A 20,690-nucleotide genomic window follows, 5' to 3' on the forward strand; every position below is an offset into this window, starting at 1 on the left:
GAACACCGTCCGACCACGAAAAGAACAGGGTGACGGCATTTCGCGGTTGATTTGCGTCGTGGCAATTCCCGGAAACCATCCGGTGCTTTTCCGCGGCGGCCCGTCCCCGGCATGACCGAGTGTGGGGCAGTTTGGTCAGCCCGCCTGCCTTGGGAGCAGGAGCACCGCAGGTTCGAATCCTGCCACTCGGACGCGGCCCTGAAGGGAAAGGGCCGCGGGCCACGGCCTGGCCGGCGGGAATGGCGCCCCCCGGCCGGACCAGGCCCCCGCCCCGGGCACGGCCCACGCCAGCCAGGCCCGGGGCCCAGATCTTGTGGCGGCGCCTATCCGGGACGGCCGCCGGCCGGGGACAGGAAGTCGCGTACGAGCCGGTCGTAGCGGGTGCGGTCCACGTTCCACGCCTCCGTGTGCTCGCCCTGCGCGAACGGCTCGAACTGGATCCGCCACCCCAGGCGGCCGCCGGCCGCGGCGAGGTCGCGGGCCTCCTGGATCGGGTGCTCGGCGTCGGGCACGGTGTGGATCAGCAGGAGAGGCGGCCTGACCGCGGGCGGGTGGCGGATCAGGCTGAGCGTGTCCGGATCGATCCCGGTACGCCACTGGACGACCTGGTCCGACAGCGCCGCCATGAAGGCGGGCAGGTGGTATTTCCTGACGCTCTGCTCCGCGGTCATCCGTACGTCGATCATGGGAGCGTCCAGGATGACCCGGTCGACCAGGTTCGCGAGCGGTGACCTGCTCAGGAACTGGCCGACGAGCTGGCCGCCCATCGAGGTGCCGTACAGGATGAAACGCCGGGCCCCCATCGTCCGGGCCTGGCGCAGGGCGGCCTCCAGGTCGCGCCACTCCGAGGCGCCCAGGTGCAGCAGCCCGTCGGGGGAGGGCGGCGCCCCCTCGTCGTTGCGGTAGCTGATGTCCAGGAAGGGCAGCGCCAGCTCGTGCACGACGGGCAGGATCTTCAGCTCCGCCTTGCGCCGCCCGTTCTGCCCGTGCACGGCGACGACCCAGGTGCCGCCGGTGCCGGGGACGTACCAGGCCGGGGCGGGGCCGAGCTCCGTGGGCACCATGATCTCGGAGAAGCCGATCCCCCAGGCCACCTGGGGATCGCCGGGCGGAACGTTGCCGAAGTAGCCGGGGGTGCCCACCGAGGGGATCGGACCGCGCAGCACCTCGCGAGTGACCCTGCCCGGTGCGCGGGACACGACGTCGCCGAGCATCGAGTACGAGCCGCTCCACTCCAGCCAGTACGTGCCCGGCTTGCCGGACTCGTGGGTCAGCTCCAGCGTCACCAGATCATCCCGTACGGCGAGGACCCTGGTGTTGCTCGTCCCGTAGCGCACGACCTTGACCGCCTGGTCGCTGCCGTACCAGGCCCCGAAGCCCGTGGCCGCGACCAGGACGGCGAGGACCGCCAGGCCCGCGACGATCACCGTCCGCCGCCGGTCACGCCCCGATGCCATGGAGGATCCTCCTCACCGTGCGCTCGCACAGACCGCGGAACCCGGCCTCGTCTAGGCCGATGCGGCCTCCGAGGTAGAGCTCGACCAGGCCCTGGACGGATGACGTCAGCGCCAGCGTCACCTCCAGCGGATCGTCCTCGCGCAGCGGCCCCGCGCGCATGCCCTCCCCGACCAGGACGACGAGCAGGGAGAACGGCGGCGCCCCGCGGCCGGCGAAGTCGTCGGGGAAGCGCCGCGCCCGCTCGCGGCGATCCGTCATCAGGAACCTGTACAGATGCGGCCGCCCCAGGGCGAAGTCCAGGAAGTCGTGCATGAGGCCGAGGGTCCGGTCCTCCCAGGAGCCGTCCGGGACCCGGGTGCCCCAGGACGCGGTCAGCTCACGGAAGGCGTCGTCGGCCACGGTGTCGAGGAGCACCTGGCGGCTCGGGTAGTGCTTGTAGGTCGCCATCGGCGACAGGCCGACCACGTCGGCCACCCGCCGCATGGTCACGGCCGCGGCGCCCTCGTTCACGAGGATCGTCCGCGCGGCCTCGGCGATCCGTCGCGCCGTGGGGGGAACGGTCATGGTGTACACAGTAAACCATGATGGTATACGCAGTACACCTCGCGGCTTCGCGCGGAGGGGCCGTTACTTGTGGTCGGCCGGCGGCCTGCTGCCGACGCGGGCCTGCACGCCGTGGCCCGCCGGCGGCGGGGGCGGGGCCTTCTGGTGGGCGGCGGGCGGTGGCCGGGTCCCGTCCGGGGCCTGCTGCACGTCGTACACGGCCGGCAGTCGCAGCACGAACCGCGCGCCGCGCGGGGAGTCCTCGATCCGCAAGGTGCCGTTGTGGGCGTGCGCGATGTCCCGGGAGATGGTCAGGCCGAGCCCGCTGCCGCCCTGCTCGCGGCGCCGGCCGTCCTCCAGGCGGACGAACCGCTCGAAGACCCGTTCGCGGTCCGCCGCCGCGATGCCGTCACCGTCGTCGGTCACCGTGACGACGGCCAGGCCACCGGCCCGCTCGGCGGTGACCTCGACCTCGTGGTCGGCATGGCGCCGGGCGTTGGCCAGCAGGTTGTCCAGCACCCGGATCAGCTGGATCCGGCTGCCCAGCACGCGCACGTCCGGAGCGGCGCGGACGTGCATCCGCACCTGGCCGGACCGGGTCGCCGCCTCCTCCCGGACGAGCGCGCCGAGGTCGATCCGCTCGCGCACCGCGGGTTCGCCGGCGCGCAGGCGGGCCAGCACCAGCAGGTCGTCGACGATCAGCTCCAGGCGCTCGGTGGTGGACAGCGCCGCGCGGATGGCCGAGCGGGGATCGACGTCGTCGGGGTAGAGCAGCGCCTCCTCCAGGTTCGTCCGCAGGCCGGCGATCGGGGTCCTGAGCTCGTGGGAGGTGGTGGCCGCGAACCGGCGTTGCTCGCGTACGGTCTCCTCCAGCCGGGCCAGCGTCTGGTTGATGGTGCCGATGAGCAGGGTGTACTCGGTACGGCCCGGCGGCGTGGGGACCCGCAGGCTCAGGTCGCGCACGGTGATCTCGGACATCCGCTCCCTGATGGCCGCCACCGGACGCAGCGTACGGCCCGCGAGCCACCAGTTCCCTCCCGCCACCAGGCCGGTGAGCAGCACGATCGCGGCGGCGGTGGAGATCTCCAGGGTTTTCGTGGCCAGGATGGGCGGCTCCACCATCCCGGCGTAGATGAAGTGCGGCTCGCCCCGCCACAGCTGCGCGGCCATCAGCGAAGGGACCCGGAGGGCGGTCACCATGATGCACTTCCCCGGCGCGGAGCACTCGACGCGATCCTGCTCCGGGTGGTCGACCTGGGGCATGATCGTGCTCAGGGCCGGCCGCCCCGCCGCCGCGGCACTGGCCGTGACCACCCGGCCCCGGGAGTCGACCAGCTGGAGGAGGTCGATCCGGGTCCGCGGGACCGGCTGCCGCGGGTCGCCGGGCTGGAGAGTCTGCATCCAGACGGCGGCGGCCTGCATCGACTCCTGGGAGACCCGCTGCTGAACCCGGTCGAGGACCAGGTAATTGACGGCAGCGCCGATCAACGACAGGAATATCAGGGCCAGCACCCCGACGGCCAGCGTGGTGCGGGCGCGGAGCGAATTAGGAAGAGGTGATGCCCGTCCGCCCCCCACGGCGACACGTCCCTCCGGTAAAGGTACAGTTCAGCTCTCCTTTCGAAGGTAATGGCCAAATATGCTGTGATGCCGCTGAGGGCCATGGCCGCACCAAAACATGGCCGAGACATTACCCCTGGGTAACGAGCCCTTGGCGAAATGGGCGAGGCAGGATTGATCACATGAATGCGAAGCCCGGGCGTCCGCGGTTGCTACGTGAGCTGAACGATCGTGCCGCGCTGGAATTGCTGGGTTCGTCGGGAGCGCTGACCCGGTCGCAGGTGAGCGAGATGACCGGGCTGTCCAAGGTGACCGCCAGTCATGTGCTGTCCCGGCTGGAGGAGCGCGGCCTGGTGGTCAGGGCCGGCGTGCAGGAGGGAGGACGCGGGCCCAGCGCGGTCCTGTACGGGCTCGACCCGTCGTGCGGCTATGTGATCGGGATGGAGGTCTACCTGGACACGACCGCCGCCGTGCTCGCCGACATCACGGGACGGGTGCTGGCGGAGACGACGATCCCCACCGAGGTCGCGGTGGACCCCGCCGAGGCGGTGGACGCGGTCGTGACGCGCCTCACCCTGGACGCGCAGGTCGACAGGGCACGGGTGCGGGAGTGCGTGATCGGCCTCCCGGGTGCGATCGATCCGGCCACCGGCGACATCCGCTTCTGCTACGACCTGCCCGCCTGGTGCGGGAACGTGGTCGAGGCCCTTCACCGGAGAACGGGGCTGCCCGTCACGATCGACAACGACGTCAACCTCGCCGCGACGGCCGAACGCGCGCTGGGAGCCGCGAGCGGGGCGGGCAGCTTCGTGCTGCTCTGGATCGGGCGTGGGCCCGGATCGGCCGTCATGGTGGGCGACCAGTTGCTGCGGGGGACGGCGGGCGCGGCCGGAGAGCTCGGCTGGATGCCGGTCCCCGGGGCGGCCGTGAGCGACGGCGGCTTCGACCCCGGCCGCCACGAGGTGGGCGCCGCCTTCCAGGCCCTGGTGGGCTGGCGGGCGGTGCGGGAGTTGGCCGGGCGGCACGGGATCGCGGCCGAGTCCGCCGCACTGAGCGTCGCAGCCGCCGTCGGCAGCGTGACGGCGGCCGAGGGGAACACGAGGAAGGCGGCGGCCTCCGAGGGGGGTGCGGCCGGGGCGGCGGAAGGTGTGACGACCGCAGCGGAGACGGCGGGAGGTGTGACGACCGCGGCGGGGACGGCGGGAGGTGCGGCGGGGGCGGGGACGGCGGGAGGTGCGGCGGGGGCGGCCTTTCTGGATGAGCTGGCCCGGCGGATCGCCCTGGGGGTCGCCTCCATCTGCTCCGTTCTCGATCCCGAGCTCGTCGTGCTGGGCAGCGACGTGGGCGCCGCCGGAGGGGACGAGCTCGCCGGTCGCGTTCAGCGGGCCGTGGCCGGCATGTGCCTGGCCCGGCCCCGGGTGGAGCCGAGTAGGATCTCGGTCAGGCCCGTGGTGCGCGGCGCGCTGCTGGTCGCGGTCGAGCAGGCCCGCCGGCGGGTGTTCTTCGGCGATCTGTGAACGCTGCCCGGCCCAGCGGCGTCATCGGCGGTGATCCGGCTCACCGGCCGAGGAGGACCCGGGCCGTGAGGTTACGGGTGGTGATCCCGAGCCGCGTCTTCGGGACGAGCAGGCCCGCGGCCCGTCCGACGTTGCGCTGCTTCGGGGCGACCAGGATGCGGTGCTCGGCCTCGTAGCGGCGGAAGGCGGCGGCGTGGCCGGACTCCTCGCCGAGTGCCCTGGCGAGGGTGCGGGCGCCGACCATGGCGAGGGTGGATCCGTCGCCGAGCAGGGACATGCACGACGCCGCGTCGCCTAGCAGCGCGATCCGGCCGCGCGCCCACGTGGTCAGCCGGACGCTGCTGACCGAGTCGAAATACAGGTCCTCGGCCTTCCGCACCTGCTCGATCAGCTCCGGCACCCGCCAGCCGGCACCCGCGTACGCCTCGGCGACGATCCGCTTGTGCTGGTCGGTGTCGCGGTGGTCGAAGCCGGGGATCGCCGGGCTGCGGAAGATGAAGGCGGCCCACGCCCGCCCCCGCCCGGGGTGCAGGGCGACCAGCTTGCCGGGGGTGTTGTAGAGGACCAGGTCGTGCGGGGGATCGGCGGGGCCGTCGAGGGGCAGGGTCGCGACGTAGAGGCCGACGTGGGTGACGAAGTCGTTCTCCGGGCCGAACTCCAGGCGCCGCACGGTCGAGTGCAGCCCGTCGGCCCCGATCACCAGGTCGAAGCGGCGGGGCGCGGCGCGGCCGAACGTCACGTCCACACCGTCCGCGTCCTGCCGCAGCGTGACGATCGTGTCGTCGAACAGGAACTCGGCGTCGTCGCGGGCGGTCTCGTAGAGGGCGTTGGCCAGGTCGCCGCGCGGGAGCTCGACCTCCGGCTTGTCGCCGCCGCGGGCGGCGGGCATCTTGATGCGCGCGACCTGCCGGCCGGTCGCGTCGACGACGCTCATCGCGGTCGCCTGGGTGGCGGCAGCGCGCAGCCGGGGCATGACGCCCATCTCCTCGGCCACGGGGATCGCCGGGCCGCGTACGTCGACGGGGTTGCCGCTGGAGCGCAGGTCCTGGGACCGCTCCACGACGGTGGGCTGGAAGCCGTGGCGGGCCAGCCAGTACGCGAGGGTGGGGCCGGCCACGCCGGCACCCGAGATGAGGACGCTCTGAGAGGTCATGCCTCCACGATAACCGCATTCAGTGCCATTTCGCCATCAGTGCCAACTAGCTTTCACTGCGAAACGGCTCCAGATGCTTGTTTGCGCTGGGTGCCGGTATGCTGGGCGCGTGTCACTTCGCGATCGCAAGCGGGCCCGCACCCGCCAGGCCCTCGTCGACGCCGCGACGGAGCTGTTCGAGCGCAACGGCTACGACGAGACGACCATCGCCGACATCGCCGCCGCGGCGGAGATCGGCACGCGCACGTTCTTCGGATACTTCGCCAGCAAGGAGGAGCTGCTGTTCCCGGAGAGCGACGTGCGCGTGCAGGCCGCCCTCGACGCGATCGCCTCACGCGGTCCTGACGAGGGACCGGCCGAGGTGCTCCTGCGCGCGCTGCGCAAGGTCGGCGACGACAGCGACGAGATGGTGAGCCGGGTCGCGGCGCTGCGGCTGCGTTTCGTCCGGACCGTGCCGGCGGTGCGCGGGCGCGCGCTGCAGATCCAGTTCGAGGCCCAGCGCGAGATCGGCAGGCAGCTGGCCGCCGCGTTCCCCGACGAGATCGACGAGGTGAGCGCGGTGGCGCTGACCGGAGCGTTCATCGGGGCGGTGTCGGGCGCGCTGCAGGTGCTGCTCGACGACCCCGAGCGCCTCCGCGACCCCGCCGGCGTGCGGGAGGCCGTCAACCGCGCGACCGACGTGGCGCTCACACCCTGGCTGCGGGCGTCACGCGGGCCTGAGTGAGCGAGGCCGGGTCCGTGGGAGGCACGGGCCGAGCGGGGTTCAGGCGCGCCAGGTGCTGGGTGGCGTAGGAGCGCCAGGGGCGCCACCGGTCGGGCAGCGCATCGAGGAGCCGGACGGCGCGTTGGACGGACCGGTCCGGCATGAGGACGTCGGGGTCGCCCAGGGCTCTCATCCGGATGCAGGAGACCGCCCACCGGCTCATGCCCGGCAGGTCGAGCAGTTGTTTGCGCACATGGTGCGGGTCACAGCCGGGGTCCAGGCCGATGGTCCCCGAGGCGAGGGCGCGGGCGAGCGCGAGCTGCGTACGGCCGGCGGCCCCGGCCCCGGCGCCGGCCTCGGCCAGCGCGGTCATGTCAGGGAACAGATGCGTGACCTGCCCGAACGGCCTGGCGAGCGGCGTGCCGTGCGCCGCGACCAGACCGGCGAGCTGATCGCGGAGCCGCGCGGCCCGCGTACGGCGGCCGAGCACCGCCCGGAAGGCCAGCTCCGCGGGATCGGCGCAACCGGGCACCCGCAGGCCGGGACGGAGCGCGACCAGCGGCCCGAGCCGCGGGTCCGCGCCGAGGAAGGCGTCGATGGCCTGCTGGTCGGCATCCAGGTCGAGCAGCCGTCGGCAGCGCCGTACGGCCACGGCCAGGTCCCTGAGGTCCTCCAGCCGCAGCTCGCAGGAGACGTGAGCGGCGCCCGGCCGCAGCGTGACGACGCCGGCGCCGTGCGGCAGCGACAACGACCGGCTGTAGGCGCCCGCGCGATACTCCTCGATGCCGGGAACCGCCCGGGCGCCGAGGTAGTCCAGCGAGGCGGCGACGTCCATGGGCGGCCGGTAGGCCAGTCGCAAGGTGATGGCACCCGGCGCGGGCGCGTCGCGTACGGTTCCGCGCAGCCCGCTCGGCGTGGTCGCGTACACCTGCCTGATCGTGTCGTTGAACTGCCTGATGCTGGTGAAGCCGGCGGCGAAGGCCACGTCGCTGACCGGCAGGGCCCCGGCCTCCAGCAGCATCCGGGCGGTCTGCGCCCGCTGCGTCCTGGCCAGGGCCTGCGGCCCGGCGCCGACCTCGGCGACGAGCTGGCGGTGCACCTGGCGCCGGCTGTAGCCGAGCCGGGCGGCCAGCCCGGCCACGCCTTCCCGGTCGACGATCCCCTCCGCGATCAGGAGCATCGCGCGGCCGACCAGGTCCGTGCGGAGGTTCCACTCCGGCGAACCTGGCGCGGCGTCGGGACGGCACCTCTTGCACGCCCGGAACCCGTGCACCTGCGCCGCCGCCGCGCTCGGGAACAGCCGGACGTTCTCCGGCTTTGGCATGACCGCGGGGCAGCTCGGGCGGCAGTAGATGCCGGTCGTGGTGACGGCGACGTAGAACCACCCGTCGAAGCGCGGGTCGCGGCTCTCCATGGCCGCGAACGCGACCTCGTCGTCGATCACCCTGCCCATTCTGCCCGTTCCGGTACGAGCCGGGCTGGCGGGCATGGGACACCGACGTCAACGGCCGATGCCCGCCAGCGCGGGCGGCCGGCGGTGGTCAGGCTGGCCCGATGACGGTCAACGAACTCGCCCCCGGCCGATCGGCCGCTTACCGCCGGGCGCTGTCCCGGCGTGACTTCCGCCTGCTCTGGCTAGGCTCCTCCGTCTCGCTGGTGGGGGACGGGATGACGCTCGTCGCCCTGACGTGGCTCGTGCTCTCCCAGCCGGACGGTGTCCAGCGGGTGGGGCTGCTGACCGTCTGCTACACGCTGCCGGTGTTCGTGGGCGGGCTGCTGGCCGGGCCGGTCCTGGACCGGTTCGACAAGCGGCACGTCCTGGCCGCCGACAGCGTGGTGCGCGGGGTGGCGATGGCGGCGATCCCGATCATGTCGGCGGTGGGGGAGGTGCCCGAGGCGCTGCCGTTCGTCGTGGCGGTGGTGTACGGGCTGTTCAAGATGGTGCCGCTGGCGGGATTTCCGGCGGCGATCCCGGACCTGGTTCCCGAGCGGGACAGGGACGCGGCCAACGCGCTGGAGAGCCTGAGCTTCAGCCTCTCCGGGATGGCGGGGCCGGCGCTCGGCGGGCTGCTGATCGCGTGGCTCGGCAGTGAGGCCGTGCTCGCCTTCGACGCGGTCTCGTACGTGGTGTTCGCGGTCGCCGCCCTCGCCGTCCGCCGCCCCCTCACGCCCCGGACGCGGACGGACGAGCCTGGCCCGGCCCACTTGCCGGGTGACGGCACTGAGCGCCCGCCGGGTGGAGGCGTCCTGACGTTGCTCGGAGATCGGGTGCTGGTCATGACCACGCTCGCGTTCATGGCCTTCAACATCGCCATGGGCATGCTGATGGTCACCGCGCCCTGGCTGGCCGGTACCCGGCTGGACGGCGGGCCGCGAACCCTGGGACTGCTGCTGGCCGCCCTGTCCGCGGGCGAGCTGGCCGGGGCGGTGATGGCCGGCGCCCGGTCACCGCGGACCCGCCCGGTGCGGGCCATCGGCGTGGTCCAGCTCGTCGCCGCCGCCGGGTTCCTGGCGATCCTGAGCGTCCCGCACACGCTGGGAGTCGCCGCCGGCTTCCTCGTCATCGGCATGTTCAGCGCGCCGATGACCATCTGGGCGCAATCGCTGCGCATGGCCCGCATCCCGGCGCCCCTGCGCGGCCGGGGCTTCGCCGTCCTCAGAACGCTCATGCAGGCCACGCCTCCCATCGGCGCCGCCGCCGTCACACCGCTGCTCGCGGCCGGGACGCTCACCCCGGCCGTCCTGGTGATGGCCGTCGTGGCGGCGGCACCCGCGCTCGCCCTGCTGGCGGCACGTCCATGACCGGCCCGGGTCGGGGCGGGGCACCTTTGAACCAGGCGGCCATGGGCAGGAGGGGGATGGCCCCACGGTGAAGGAGGAGACGGGATGCTGGTGAGCACGCGGAACAAGATCCCGGCCAGAGTGGTGGGGATCACCAAGGGCGACGCGACGGCCAACGTCGAGCTGGACGCCGCCGGGCTGCGCCTGGTGGCGGCCATCACGGTGGAGGCCGCGGACGAGCTCGGGCTGCGGGAAGGCAGCGAGGTGGTCGCCCTGGTCAAGGCGTCGGACATGATGCTGGCGGTGGACGGCTGAGGTTCGTGGCGAGAGACAGACGGAACACACGGCGCGGCACCCGAGCCCGCCGGACGGTGGGTTCGGGTGCCGCGCACCAGCCGTAACAGCATGTCCTCGGCCGCCTGACGGGTGAGGCATCGAGGCCTCGACCATCCCGGTCACCGGGAAGGCGCGGGGGATTTCCCCCGGCGCCGACCGCGGTGTCAAGGACGGGCACCCTCATCGGCCTGTTCCGAGGCTGTCGTCCGGCGTGGGTTTTACTCCTCTTCGGCGAGGCCCCACGGCTTGTCGTGGTGGTGGTCCTCGAACTCCTGGTCCTTGAAGTCGCCGCGCCAGAAGTCCCTGTCGTGGCGGCGCTCGATGTGACGGCGGTGCTGGTCGTCACGGTTGAAGTTGTGGTTGAAGTTGTGGACGTTGATGCGGACGTGCTCGCGGTTGAAGTGGTGTGGCGGGCGGACGCACCGGATGCAGGGGCGCTTGACGTGGTGCCTCACGACCGGCCGCGGGACGTGCACCACGCGCGGCGCCGGCGCCGGCGGCCCGCCTGCCTGGACGGCGGGGAACCCGGCGCTCGCGCCGGCGACCCCCTGGGCGAGCGGAAGGAACATGCTACCGGCGACCGCGCCGGCAAGAGCTAGTGCCGCGAACCGCCCGTGGCGTGACGTTCGCCGATTCTCAGTATTCACGTGCTCTCGTTTCCGTTCATGGATAGATCGGCTCGGAATCCGGCATCCGCTATTTTGCGGACACTCAGACAGAAGCAGACGTACCCCTACAGATAGTCTCAGCTACCTCCTTAAGGCCAAACAACCTGTCAAAACCTAATAGTGTTATTCAGCCACGATTTTGATGTTTGAGAACAACAGTCACCTGAGCACAGTGGGATATCCCCGCCCACTCCTGCCCTGCATGCCCCGTTGGGAAGCGGCACGACAACCTCGCCCCCGTACATCTCCGCCCGCGACCGCGACCGTGCGGGCCTGTCCGGTCCGGCGGAAATATTGACGTTTTCTTGACGGCACGACCGCGCGTTCGGAGGCTCGGCCCTAACTAGGGTTCACACGTCTTGACGTTTTCTTGACGGAGGTGGCCTGTGGCCGACGTGGATCGGCGCACGGCTGCGCCAGGAGCCTTGCAACAGTGGCTGCTGAAGGGCCTGCAGCGCCCCGAAGGGCTGACGAGCCATCCGAATCGCGAAGAGGATCCCGGTCATCACCACTCGTGGTGGCAGGTGATGTGCCTGACGGGCGTCGACTACTTCTCCACCCTCGGCTACCAGCCCGGCATCGCCGCCCTGGCCGCCGGCGCGCTCAGTCCCCTGGCCACGTTATTGCTGGTCGCGCTGACGTTGCTGGGCGCGTTGCCGGCCTACCGGGCGGTGGCCGAGCAGAGCCCGCACGGGATGGGCTCGCTGTCGATGCTGGAGCGGCTGCTGCCCGGCTGGCGCGGCAAACTGCTGGTGCTGTTCCTGCTCGGGTTCGTGGCCACCGCCTTCATCGTCACCATCACCCTGTCGGCGGCCGACGCCACCGCGCACATCGTGCACAACCCCTTCGTGCCGCACGCCTGGGCGGACTGGCGGGTGCCGGTCACCCTGCTGCTCATCGCCGCGCTGGGCGGGGTGTTCCTGGCCGGTTTCAGCGAGGCCATCTCCATCGCGGTCGTCCTGGTGGCCGTCTATCTGCTGCTCAACGTGGTCGTGGTGGCCACCGCCGTACTCCAGGTGGTCGCCCAGCCGGAACGGGTGGAGAGCTGGCGGAACGTCCTCGCCGCCGACTACTCCAGCCCGATCGCGATGGCCGCCGTCTCCCTGTACGTCATGCCGAAGCTCGCCCTGGGCCTGTCCGGCTTCGAGACCGGCGTGGCGGTCATGCCGCTGATCAAGGGAGACCTGGCCCACCGGGTCAAGGGCGCGCGCAAACTGCTGACCACCGCCGCGCTCATCATGAGCGTCTTCCTGATCACCTCCAGCTTCGCCACCACCGTGCTCATCCCCGCCGAGGAGTTCGCCGAGGGCGGCTCCGCCAACGGCCGCGCCCTGGCCTACCTCGCCCACCTGTATCTGGGCGGCTGGTTCGGCACCGCGTACGACCTGGCCACCATCGCCATCCTGTGGTTCGCCGGCGCCTCCGCGCTGGCCGGGCTGCTCAACATCGTGCCGCGCTACCTGCCCCGCTACGGCATGGCCCCTGACTGGACGCGCGCCATCCGGCCCATGGTGCTGGTCTTCACCGGCATCGCCTTCCTCATCACCGTGTTCTTCGACGCGGAGGTGGACGCCCAGAGCGGCGCCTACGCCACCGGGGTCCTGGCGCTGATCCTGTCGGCCGCCGTGGCGGTCACCCTGTCCGCGTGGGTCCGGCGCCGCACGAGGGCAGCCGTCGGCTTCGGGCTGGTCACGCTGGTCCTCGCCTACGCCACCGTCGCCAACATCATCGAACGCCCCGACGGTCTCGTGATCGCGTTGCTGTTCGTCCTGGCCATCGTGGTGATCTCGCTGATCTCCCGGGCCACCCGGTCCACCGAGCTACGGGTGACCACCATCCACCTGGACGACCGCGCCCGCCGTTTCATCAACGAAGTCGGCGAGATCTACCTCATCGCCAACGAGCCCCACACCCGCGACCAGAAGGAGTACATCGACAAGGCCCGCGAGGCGTGGGAGCTGCACCGCCTGCGCACCAGCGAAGGGCCGCTCTTCCTGGAGGTCACCATCCCCGACGCCTCCGAGTTCGCGGGCGAGCTGCGCGTCATCGGCGAGGAGCGCCACGGCTTCCGGATCCTGCGCATGCAGAGCACCACCATCGCCAACGCCATCGCCGCCCTGCTGCTGTACCTGCGGGACCAGACCGGCAAGACCCCGCACGTCTACTTCCACTGGGCCGCCGAGGGCAACCCCATCGGCGCCCTGCTGCGCTATCTCGTCTTCGGCGGCGGCGACATCCCGCCCCTGACCCGCGAGGTCCTGCGCCAGGCCGAATCCGACCCCGACCGCCGCCCCATCGTCCACGTCGGCTGACGGACGCCGATGATCTACATTGTAAAGGGCCCCGGCCGGGGCCCTGTGATCGCGCCCCGGGGAAGGGCGGTCACGAATGGGCCCCGTGGGGCTGCCCGCGGAGCTCGCCGCCGAGCTGGTCGCGGAGCTGGTGCAGGAGGTCCTTCTCCGACACCACCGCCCACCGTTCGCCGACGAGGTACGTCCCCCCGTACGGCTCGGCCTCGGCCAGCCAGGCGTCCCTGCCGGTCTGGGTGTCGAAGGTCATGATGGTGTAGCGGCCCTGTGGGGCCTGGCACACCACCTGGCGGAAGTCGGCCGCCTTGCCCTGGGCCTTGGCGCTGGGGCACCCGGCCGCGGCGACGAGGCGCTCCAAGGTCACCGGGGGACGCGGCGAGGCCGGCGCGGCATGGCCATGCCGGCTGGTGGCGGTGATCGGCTGGGTGGCGCAGGCCGACACCAGGATGAAGCCCACGCCCAGGGCCGTCAGGCACCAGGCGATGATCGGTCGCAATCGGTGTAATGCGTGTGTCACGGTGAACCCGGGCTCTCAGTCGCTGCTTTGCCCTGGGTACGCACCGGGGCGGCCCCGGGTTCACCGACCGCTCCAGCCCGGCCGCCGCCCGCTCGCCGGCTGGGGTGAGCGCGGCCGGCGGGTGGCGGTTGTCCGAGGGTAGGGACGGCGGCCGGAAATTGGCCGTCACAGAACGGCACGCTGCCCGGTCTTGTCAGGCGAACGGACCCATGGAGTGACGGGAGCGGGAGCTTGCCAGCAGAAACCGACGGGAGCCGGCTCCGGATCCGGATGACGGCGCGGGCCATCGACGAGCCGCATCGCGTCTCCAGCCAGCTGGAGCTGCTGTTCGACCTCACCTTCGTGGTCGCGGTCGCGGCCGTCACCGCCGAGCTCGCGCACACCGTCGCCGAGGGGCACGGCCTGGCCGGGGTGGTGCCGTTCCTCCAGGTGTTCTTCGCGATCTGGTGGGCGTGGATGAACTTCACCTGGTTCGCCTCGTCCTACGACACCGACGACGTCGCCTACCGGCTGCTGACCATGGTCCAGATGGCCGGTGTCCTGGTCCTGGCCGCCGGGGTGCCGGACGCGGCCGCCCATTCCGCGTACGGCATCGTCACGCTGGGCTATCTCATCATGCGGATCGGGCTCATCGCCCAGTGGTTGAGAGTGGGCCTCGAAGTGCCGGGGAGCCGCCGCACGGCGCTGCGTTACGCCGCCGGGCTCGCCCTCCTGCAGGTGGGCTGGCTGCTCCGCCTCCCGCTGGTGGAGTCGGGGGTCCTGCCGTCCTCCTTCGAGCTGCCGTTCTTCGCCGCGCTGGTGGTGCTGGAGCTCCTGGTGCCGCGGTGGGCGGAACGGCACGGGGCGACCACCTGGCACCCGCACCACATCGCCGAGCGCTACGGCTTGTTCACCATCATCCTGCTCGGCGAGAGCGTCCTGGCCGCCGGCAGGGGAGTCACGGGGGCGCTGGAGGCGAGCGAGATCAGTAGTCCCTTCCTCGTCGTCTCCGGGTCGGGGTTCGTGCTGCTGCTGGCCCTGTGGTGGCTGTACTTCGTGGTGCGGGCCGGTGAGGGGCTCAGCGCCCGGCGCGACCGGTCCTACCTGTGGGGATACGGCCACTACGGCATCTTCGCGGCGCTCGCGGCGATCGGCGCGGGCCTGGAGGTCGCGGTCGAGCAGAGCGGGCGTGAGGTCGCGGCGTCGCCGCTCGCGATCGGGTACGCGGTCGCCGTACCGGCCGCGGTGTTCCTAGCGCTGCTGTGGGCGGTGCACGCCCTCGTCGCGCGGGAGCCCGTCCCGCATCCGTGCCTGGTGCTGGGCTCGGTCACCGTCGTCGCGCTGCTGCCGCTCGCGGCCTCCTGGATCGGCGTGGCGGGCGTGGTCGCGGGGATCGCCGCCGTCTGCGTCATGCAGGCCGCCGTCACGGTCGCGGCCCGGTCCTCGCCGGGACGCGGGCGGTGGGTCAGGTCCGGGCGGACACTGCGGTGATCTTGGCCGGGTTCATCATCCAGAGCACCTGGTCGATGCCCTGCGCCGAGGCGTTGACGGTGAGGACCGCGAACACCTCGCCGTCGCGGCTCAGCAGGGCGGCCGTCTGCCCGTTCGCCTCCGCCCACGCCACGTCGACCCCGGTCCAGAAGTGCCGCGCGAACGCCCGTACATACTTGGCCACCGTGTGCGCCCCCACCACGGGGATGCGCGAGGCGCGGACGGCGCCGCCGCCGTCGGAGTAGCTGGTCACGTCCGCGGCGAAGAGCTCCTCCAGCGCGTTCAGGTCGCCGGATCGGGCGGCGGTGACGAAGGCGGTCAGCAGCCTGCGCTGCTCGGCCCTGGTCGCCGGTGTGCGGCGTCCGTCGAGTACGTGCTTGCGGGCCCTGCTGACCAGCTGGCGGACCGCCGGTTCGTTGAGCTGGAGGATGTCGGCGATCTGCCGGTAGGGGTAGTCGAACGCCTCCCGCAGCACGTACGCCGCGCGTTCGGTGGGCGAGAGCCGCTCCAGGAGCACCAGCACCGCGAGCTCCAGCGCTTCGCCGCGCTCGGCGCCGAGGTACGGGTCCGCGGCGGTGTCGACGGGTTCGGGCAGCCAGGGACCGGTGTAGGTCTCGCGGCGGACGCGGGCCGACTGGGCGGTGTTGATGGCCAGCCGGGTGGTCGCCGTCGCCAGGAACGCGGCCGGATTCTCCACCACGGCGCGGTCGGCGTTCTGCCAGCGCAGCCAGACCTCCTGCACCAGGTCCTCGGCCTCGGTGGCGCTGCCCAGCATCCGGTAGGCGATCCCGAACAGGCGCGGCCGCACCCCCGCGAAGATCTCCACGGCCTGTTCGAGATCGTCCGGCCCGCCCGCCGGCACGGTATCCGCCACTGCCATCGCCCCCTGCCTCACCGGTGTCCGGACCCGGTCAAGGTCCCATTTTTCCGCTTGCGGTCATCCGCCCGCAGCGCGGGGTCGCCGATCCGCCGGGTGAGCCGTGAAGTTTCTACATCGGCCTTCCGTAGCGCAATTTAACTGTGGCAAGTTGGGAGTGGCTGCGCACTTGGCGGCGAGGAAGTCGATCTACAGGAGTAGTGATGAGCACCGATTCCCGTACCGGCGCCGCACCCGCGCCCACCGGCCCTCTCAACCGGGTGGACTACAGCCAGCGCATCCCCAACAACGTCGGCCTCGCCGGCGACCGCCGCCTGCAGCGGGCGCTGGAGGGCTGGCAGCCGAAGTTCCTGGACTGGTGGAGGCAGCTCGGCCCGGCCCTGCCGACCAAGGACGTCTACCTGCGCACCGCGGTCGCCGTGGGCCGCGACGGCTGGGCGCACTTCGCGCACGTTCCCATGGACGAGTACCGCTGGGGGATCTTCCTGGCCGAGCGCGACCCCGATCGCAAGGTGCACTTCGGCAAGCACAAGGGCGAGCCCGCCTGGCAGGAGGTGCCCGGCGAGCACCGGGCCGCTCTCATGCGCCTGATCGTCGTGCAGGGAGACACCGAGCCCGCCTCGGTGGAGCAGCAGCGCGTCCTCGGCGACACCGCGCCCAGCATCTACGACCTGCGCAACCTCTTCCAGGTCAACGTGGAGGAGGGCCGCCACCTGTGGGCGATGGTCTACCTGCTGCACGCCTATTTCGGCCGGGAGGGGCGGGAGGAGGCCGAGCAACTGCTCAAGCGCAACTCCGGCGACCTGAACGCGCCCCGGATCCTGGGCGCCTTCAACGAGGCGACCACCGACTGGCTGCAGTTCTTCATGTTCACGTACTTCACCGACAGGGACGGCAAGTACCAGCTCGGCACGCTCAAGGAGTCGGCGTTCGACCCGCTGGCGCGTACCTGCCAATTCATGCTCAAGGAGGAGGCCCACCACATGTTCGTGGGCACCACCGGGGTGGAGCGCATCCTGGAGCGCACCGCCGAGCTCATGCGGGAGCACGGCACGGCCGACGTCTTCCCTTACGGCGGCATTTCGCTGGACGTCATCCAGAGATATCTGAACTTCCAGTACTCCGTGTCGATGGACCTGTTCGGCTCCGAGCAGTCCACCAACGCCGGCAACTACTTCACCGCCGGGCTCAAGGGCCGCTGGATGGAGACGCGGCGCGAGGACGACCACGTGCTGCTCGGCGTCACCCGGGAGCTGCGCCACGTCGAGGGCGGCGAGATCAGGACGAGGACCGTGCCGCTGCTGAGCGCGCTCAACCTCGACCTGCGCGACGAGTACGCCGCCGACTGCGCGGGCGGCGTGCGCCGCTGGAACCGGGTGCTGGCCGCCGCCGGCGTGCCGGATCGGCTCCACCTGCCGCACGAGGGCTTCAACCGCAAGGTCGGCGTCTATGCGGGCCACCACGTGACCCCGCACGGCGAGGTCGTGGACGAGACCACCTGGCGGGCCGGCGCGGACGCCTGGCTGCCCACGCCCGAGGACCGCGAGCGGGTCGCCGCCCTCATGATCCCGGAGTACGAGTACGGCAAGTTCGCCGGCTGGATCGCCCCGCCCAGGACCGGGATCAACGACCAGCCGGTCGAGTTCGACTATGTGCACCTGGCCGACGAGGGGCTCGTCTAGTGGCGGGCGTCCGCGTCCGCGTCCATCCGGTCCCACTCGGCCTGGGCCCGCCGGTGCCAGCGGTTGCGCAGGTCGTGGAAGACGGCCGCCGCCCGGGGCCCCGGCCAGGCGTGGTCGAGCAGCTCGGCCGGCAGATCGGGGTCGAGGAACGGGAAGCGCCGCCACTCCTGGATGAGCAGCACCTGGTTGACGAACGCCGCCCGGTCCGAGGCGACCGCCCGGCCCTCGAAGTCCTCGATGAAGCGCAGATAGCGCTTCTCCACGTCGTCGAGGTCCCACGCGGCGCTGATCAGCTTGGCGGTGTCGCCGATCTCCGCCGACGAACCCGTCCAGGCGTAGGCCCGGTCGGCCAGGTCGAGCTCGCGGATGACCTCGCGTACCTCGGCCTCCTTGGCCGCGTCGGGGACGACCCAGAGCGTGGGGGCGGGCGAGCCGAGCCCGAGCCAGGTGAGCTTGGTGCGCAGCCGGTGGCGGAGCCGGCGCTGGGTCTCCGGGACCCCGGCGGTCAGCACCAGCCAGCGGCCGTCCCAGGCGTGCGGGCGGCGCATGAAGCCGTAGATGCGCTCGGTGCCCGCGCGCAGCAGCCGGTCACCGGCCTCGGTGAGGCTCCAGCGCACCTTGCGGCCGTGCCGTGCGGACTCCAGCAGGCCCTCGGCGGCCGTGCGCGACAGTGCCTGCCGCGCGGACTTCTCCTCGACGCCGAGCGCGCCGAGCGCGTCGACCAGGGTGCCGGTCCACACCTCGCCCCCGCGGGGGAGCACGAACTCGCCGAGCACCGTCAGCAGCAGCGAGCGGGCGCCGGCCGAGCCCCTCTCCCTCTGGCGCGCCGAGGTCACGGCCGCCCGGCCGGGCTCCGAGCGCGGTTCGCGCGGCGACACGCGGTCCTCCTGTCGTCCGGCGCCCTGACGGCGCGCATTCTGCCAGGTCGGGCGGGCCGCGGCGGAACGCCAGGCCGGCCATACCTGCTACAACGGATTGACGATGTATATCGTATACGTCGAACATTGGCAGGGAACCTCGTCCGACGGAGCGCGCCTTGACTGTCACCGCTGAAACCACGGGTCCGGCCCCGCCGGTGGTCCGCTTCGCCGTCACCCCCGACCGCTACCGCCACTGGCGGCTCGACGTGGACGGGGCGGTGGCCACGGTCACCCTGCGGGTGGACGAGCACGGCGGCCTGGTCCCGGGCTACGAGCTCAAGCTCAACTCCTACGACCTCGGCGTGGACATCGAGCTCTACGACATCGTCCAGCGGCTGCGCTTCGAGCACCCAGGGGTCGGGGCGGTCGTGCTGACCGGCGGCCTGGAGCGGATGTTCTGCGCCGGGGCCAACATCAGGATGCTCGCGCAGTCCACGCACGCCTGGAAGGTGAACTTCTGCAAGTTCACCAACGAGACCCGCAACGGCATCGAGGACGCCACCGAGCACTCCGGCCAGACCTGGATCGCCGCGCTCAACGGCGCCGCCGCCGGCGGCGGCTACGAGCTGGCGCTCGCCTGCGACCAGATCGTCCTCGTCGACGACGGCTCCTCGGCCGTCTCCCTGCCCGAGGTGCCGCTGCTCGGCGTGCTACCGGGCACCGGTGGCCTGACCCGCGTGGTGGACAAGCGGCACGTGCGCAAGGACCGCGCCGACGTGTTCGCCACCAGGTCCGAGGGGTTCCGGGGGCGCACCGCCGTCGAGTGGGGTCTGGTCGACGCCGCCGTGCCGCGTGACGCCCTGGACGACGAGGTGGCCAGGCGCGCTCACGAAGCCGCCGCGGCGTCCGGACGTCCGCCGGACGCCACGGGGGTGCGCCTGACGCCGCTCGACCGTCAGGACGAGGGCGACACGATCGCCTACCCGTACGTGTCCGCGCGGATCGACCGGGGCAGGCGCCGCGTCGAGATCACCGTGTCGGGCCCGCCCGGCGCCCCGCCGGACGAGCCGGTGGCTCAGGGCGCCGGCTACTGGCCGCTCGCCGTGACCCGCGCGCTGGACGACCTCATCCTGCACCTGCGGACCAACGAGCCCGGCCTCGGCATCTGGGTGCTGCGCACGGCCGGGGACCCCGGGCGGGTGCTGGCCTACGACGCCCAGCTGCGGGAGCGGGCCGGCGACTGGTTCGTCAACGAGGTGCGCCACTACTACAAGCGCACGCTCAAACGCCTCGACGTCACCAGCCGCAGCCTCATCGCCGTCATCGAGCCGGGCACCGCCTTCGCCGGTCTGCTGGCCGAGCTGGCCCTGGCCGCCGACCGTCAGTACATGCTGGAGGGCGTCTACGAGGACCGCGACCCCGACGCCGACCCCGCCACCCTCGTCCTCACCCCGGCCAACGACGGCGACTTCCCGATGGGCAACGGCCTGTCGCGCCTGCGGTCCCGGTTCTGGGGCCACGACTGGGAGCTCGACGCCGCCCGCGGCCGGTTCGGCGAGCCGCTCGACGCGGCCGCCGCGGCGGAGCTCGGCCTGGTCACCATGGCCCTCGACGACCTCGACTTCGAGGAGGAGCTCCGCATCGTGCTGGAGGAACGCGCCTCGCTCTCGTCCGACGCGCTGACCGGCATGGAGGCCAACCACCGCTTCGTGGGCCCCGAGACCGTGGAGACGAAGATCTTCGGCCGGCTCACCGCCTGGCAGAACTGGATCTTCGTCCGCCCGAACGCCTCCGGCCCCGACGGCGCCCTGCGCCGCTACGGCAGCGGCCGTACCGGCGACTACGACCCCGAACGGGTGTGACGGTGATCGACGGGCATGCCGCTCATCGACGCGCACGTCCATGTGCCGCTGCTCGGCACGCTCAAGCCCGCCTGGCTGCGGTGGGCGCGCGACCTCGGCCCTGACGGCCTGCTGGAGGACGTCTGGGACGCCGCCGACCGGCCGCGCCCGGCCCGCCTGGACGAGCTCTTCGCCGCCCAGGGCGTCGACGTCGCGCTGCTGTTCTGCGAGTCCCCGGCGTCCCCGGCACCGCCGTCAACGCCCGTGCCGTGGCGGGCCTCCTGCCTGACGAGGTCGCCAGGGCCGTGCTCGGCGGGAACGCGAGGAAGGTGTACGCCGGAATCCAGCCGTGAGCGGTGGGCCGTCTCCCTTTGGCCGCCCGGATGTTGTTGGGCGATGTGATTTATGTCCGTTT

At 72.1% G+C, this 20,690-nt stretch carries 18 protein-coding genes and 1 tRNA gene; 10 read left to right on the top strand and 9 right to left on the bottom strand.

Features of this window, described 5'->3' with window-relative positions:
• The first annotated feature begins 115 nt into the window (after positions 1–115).
• Positions 116–191 (top strand) — tRNA-Pro (locus BLS95_RS05920).
• Between the two features lie 132 nt (positions 192–323).
• On the opposite strand, the gene BLS95_RS05925 is transcribed toward BLS95_RS05920, so the two are convergent.
• From BLS95_RS05925 to BLS95_RS05935, 3 genes are all read right to left on the bottom strand, one after another.
• On the bottom strand, positions 324–1,457 hold the full coding sequence (locus BLS95_RS05925) for an alpha/beta hydrolase family protein (protein WP_090929804.1): 1,134 nt from the start codon (positions 1,455–1,457) through the stop codon (positions 324–326).
• Positions 1,441–2,022: a TetR/AcrR family transcriptional regulator gene (locus tag BLS95_RS05930; protein ID WP_090929948.1), complete on the bottom strand. Its 582-nt coding sequence runs from the start codon at positions 2,020–2,022 to the stop codon at positions 1,441–1,443. Before BLS95_RS05930 ends, BLS95_RS05925 begins: the two co-directional genes overlap by 17 nt.
• Before the next feature lie 63 nt (positions 2,023–2,085).
• Positions 2,086–3,513 carry a sensor histidine kinase gene (locus BLS95_RS05935; RefSeq protein ID WP_143043597.1) on the bottom strand — a complete coding sequence of 476 codons (1,428 nt, stop codon included), beginning with the start codon at positions 3,511–3,513 and terminating at the stop codon, positions 2,086–2,088.
• Positions 3,514–3,743: 230 nt separating this feature from the next.
• Here BLS95_RS05935 and BLS95_RS05940 point away from each other — a divergent pair, with 230 nt between their 5' ends.
• Entirely contained in the window at positions 3,744–5,078 is a 1,335-nt protein-coding gene (locus BLS95_RS05940; protein WP_090929806.1) for an ROK family transcriptional regulator, read from the top strand.
• A 40-nt stretch (positions 5,079–5,118) separates the two neighbouring features.
• Here BLS95_RS05940 and BLS95_RS05945 read toward each other — a convergent pair whose 3' ends face one another.
• The gene (locus BLS95_RS05945; RefSeq protein WP_090929807.1) at positions 5,119–6,231 is read right to left on the bottom strand and encodes an FAD-dependent monooxygenase; all 1,113 of its coding nucleotides are present in this window, start codon (positions 6,229–6,231) and stop codon (positions 5,119–5,121) included.
• 109 nt (positions 6,232–6,340) lie between these two features.
• Between BLS95_RS05945 and BLS95_RS05950 the strand changes: the two genes are divergently transcribed.
• The gene (locus BLS95_RS05950; RefSeq protein WP_245764866.1) at positions 6,341–6,955 is read left to right on the top strand and encodes a TetR/AcrR family transcriptional regulator; all 615 of its coding nucleotides are present in this window, start codon (positions 6,341–6,343) and stop codon (positions 6,953–6,955) included.
• On the opposite strand, the gene BLS95_RS05955 is transcribed toward BLS95_RS05950, so the two are convergent.
• Positions 6,918–8,387 (bottom strand): AlkA N-terminal domain-containing protein, encoded by a 1,470-nt coding sequence (locus tag BLS95_RS05955; protein WP_176993028.1) that lies wholly within the window; start codon positions 8,385–8,387, stop codon positions 6,918–6,920. The two genes, BLS95_RS05950 and BLS95_RS05955, sit on opposite strands and share 38 nt — an antisense overlap.
• A gap of 101 nt (positions 8,388–8,488) precedes the next feature.
• Between BLS95_RS05955 and BLS95_RS05960 the strand changes: the two genes are divergently transcribed.
• A complete protein-coding gene (locus tag BLS95_RS05960) occupies positions 8,489–9,736 on the top strand; it encodes an MFS transporter (protein WP_090929809.1) in 1,248 nt (415 codons plus the stop codon).
• An 84-nt stretch (positions 9,737–9,820) separates the two neighbouring features.
• Complete coding sequence (locus BLS95_RS05965; RefSeq protein WP_090929810.1) at positions 9,821–10,030, top strand: TOBE domain-containing protein; 210 nt, start codon at positions 9,821–9,823, stop codon at positions 10,028–10,030.
• Positions 10,031–10,269: 239 nt separating this feature from the next.
• On the opposite strand, the gene BLS95_RS05970 is transcribed toward BLS95_RS05965, so the two are convergent.
• Positions 10,270–10,620, bottom strand: a complete 351-nt coding sequence (locus tag BLS95_RS05970; RefSeq protein ID WP_090929811.1) for a hypothetical protein — start codon at positions 10,618–10,620, stop codon at positions 10,270–10,272.
• Positions 10,621–11,144: 524 nt separating this feature from the next.
• On the opposite strand from BLS95_RS05970, the gene BLS95_RS05975 reads away from it, so the two are divergent.
• Positions 11,145–13,031: an SLC5/6 family protein gene (locus BLS95_RS05975; RefSeq protein ID WP_218135616.1), complete on the top strand. Its 1,887-nt coding sequence runs from the start codon at positions 11,145–11,147 to the stop codon at positions 13,029–13,031.
• A gap of 70 nt (positions 13,032–13,101) precedes the next feature.
• On the opposite strand, the gene BLS95_RS05980 is transcribed toward BLS95_RS05975, so the two are convergent.
• Positions 13,102–13,524, bottom strand: a complete 423-nt coding sequence (locus tag BLS95_RS05980; RefSeq protein ID WP_090929812.1) for a hypothetical protein — start codon at positions 13,522–13,524, stop codon at positions 13,102–13,104.
• A 252-nt stretch (positions 13,525–13,776) separates the two neighbouring features.
• On the opposite strand from BLS95_RS05980, the gene BLS95_RS05985 reads away from it, so the two are divergent.
• Positions 13,777–15,015, top strand: a complete 1,239-nt coding sequence (locus tag BLS95_RS05985) for a low temperature requirement protein A (RefSeq protein WP_245764867.1) — start codon at positions 13,777–13,779, stop codon at positions 15,013–15,015.
• Here BLS95_RS05985 and BLS95_RS05990 read toward each other — a convergent pair.
• Complete coding sequence (locus BLS95_RS05990; RefSeq protein ID WP_090929814.1) at positions 14,990–15,895, bottom strand: RNA polymerase sigma-70 factor; 906 nt, start codon at positions 15,893–15,895, stop codon at positions 14,990–14,992. The genes BLS95_RS05985 and BLS95_RS05990 overlap by 26 nt on opposite strands.
• 200 nt (positions 15,896–16,095) lie before the next feature.
• On the opposite strand from BLS95_RS05990, the gene boxB reads away from it, so the two are divergent.
• On the top strand, positions 16,096–17,574 hold the full coding sequence (gene boxB / locus BLS95_RS05995) for a benzoyl-CoA 2,3-epoxidase subunit BoxB (protein ID WP_090929815.1): 1,479 nt from the start codon (positions 16,096–16,098) through the stop codon (positions 17,572–17,574).
• On the opposite strand, the gene BLS95_RS06000 is transcribed toward boxB, so the two are convergent.
• Positions 17,571–18,452 (bottom strand): PaaX family transcriptional regulator, encoded by an 882-nt coding sequence (locus BLS95_RS06000; RefSeq protein WP_218135617.1) that lies wholly within the window; start codon positions 18,450–18,452, stop codon positions 17,571–17,573. The two genes, boxB and BLS95_RS06000, sit on opposite strands and share 4 nt — an antisense overlap.
• A gap of 158 nt (positions 18,453–18,610) precedes the next feature.
• On the opposite strand from BLS95_RS06000, the gene boxC reads away from it, so the two are divergent.
• Together boxC and BLS95_RS55445 are read left to right on the top strand one after the other, a co-directional pair.
• Positions 18,611–20,296 carry a 2,3-epoxybenzoyl-CoA dihydrolase gene (boxC, locus tag BLS95_RS06005; protein WP_218135618.1) on the top strand — a complete coding sequence of 562 codons (1,686 nt, stop codon included), beginning with the start codon at positions 18,611–18,613 and terminating at the stop codon, positions 20,294–20,296.
• Between the two features lie 15 nt (positions 20,297–20,311).
• A complete protein-coding gene (locus BLS95_RS55445) occupies positions 20,312–20,677 on the top strand; it encodes a hypothetical protein (protein ID WP_176993029.1) in 366 nt (121 codons plus the stop codon).
• Positions 20,678–20,690 lie beyond the last annotated feature (13 nt).

Origin of the sequence: Nonomuraea jiangxiensis, assembly GCF_900099965.1 — a bacterium.
GTDB classification, from domain to species: domain Bacteria; phylum Actinomycetota; class Actinomycetes; order Streptosporangiales; family Streptosporangiaceae; genus Nonomuraea; species Nonomuraea jiangxiensis.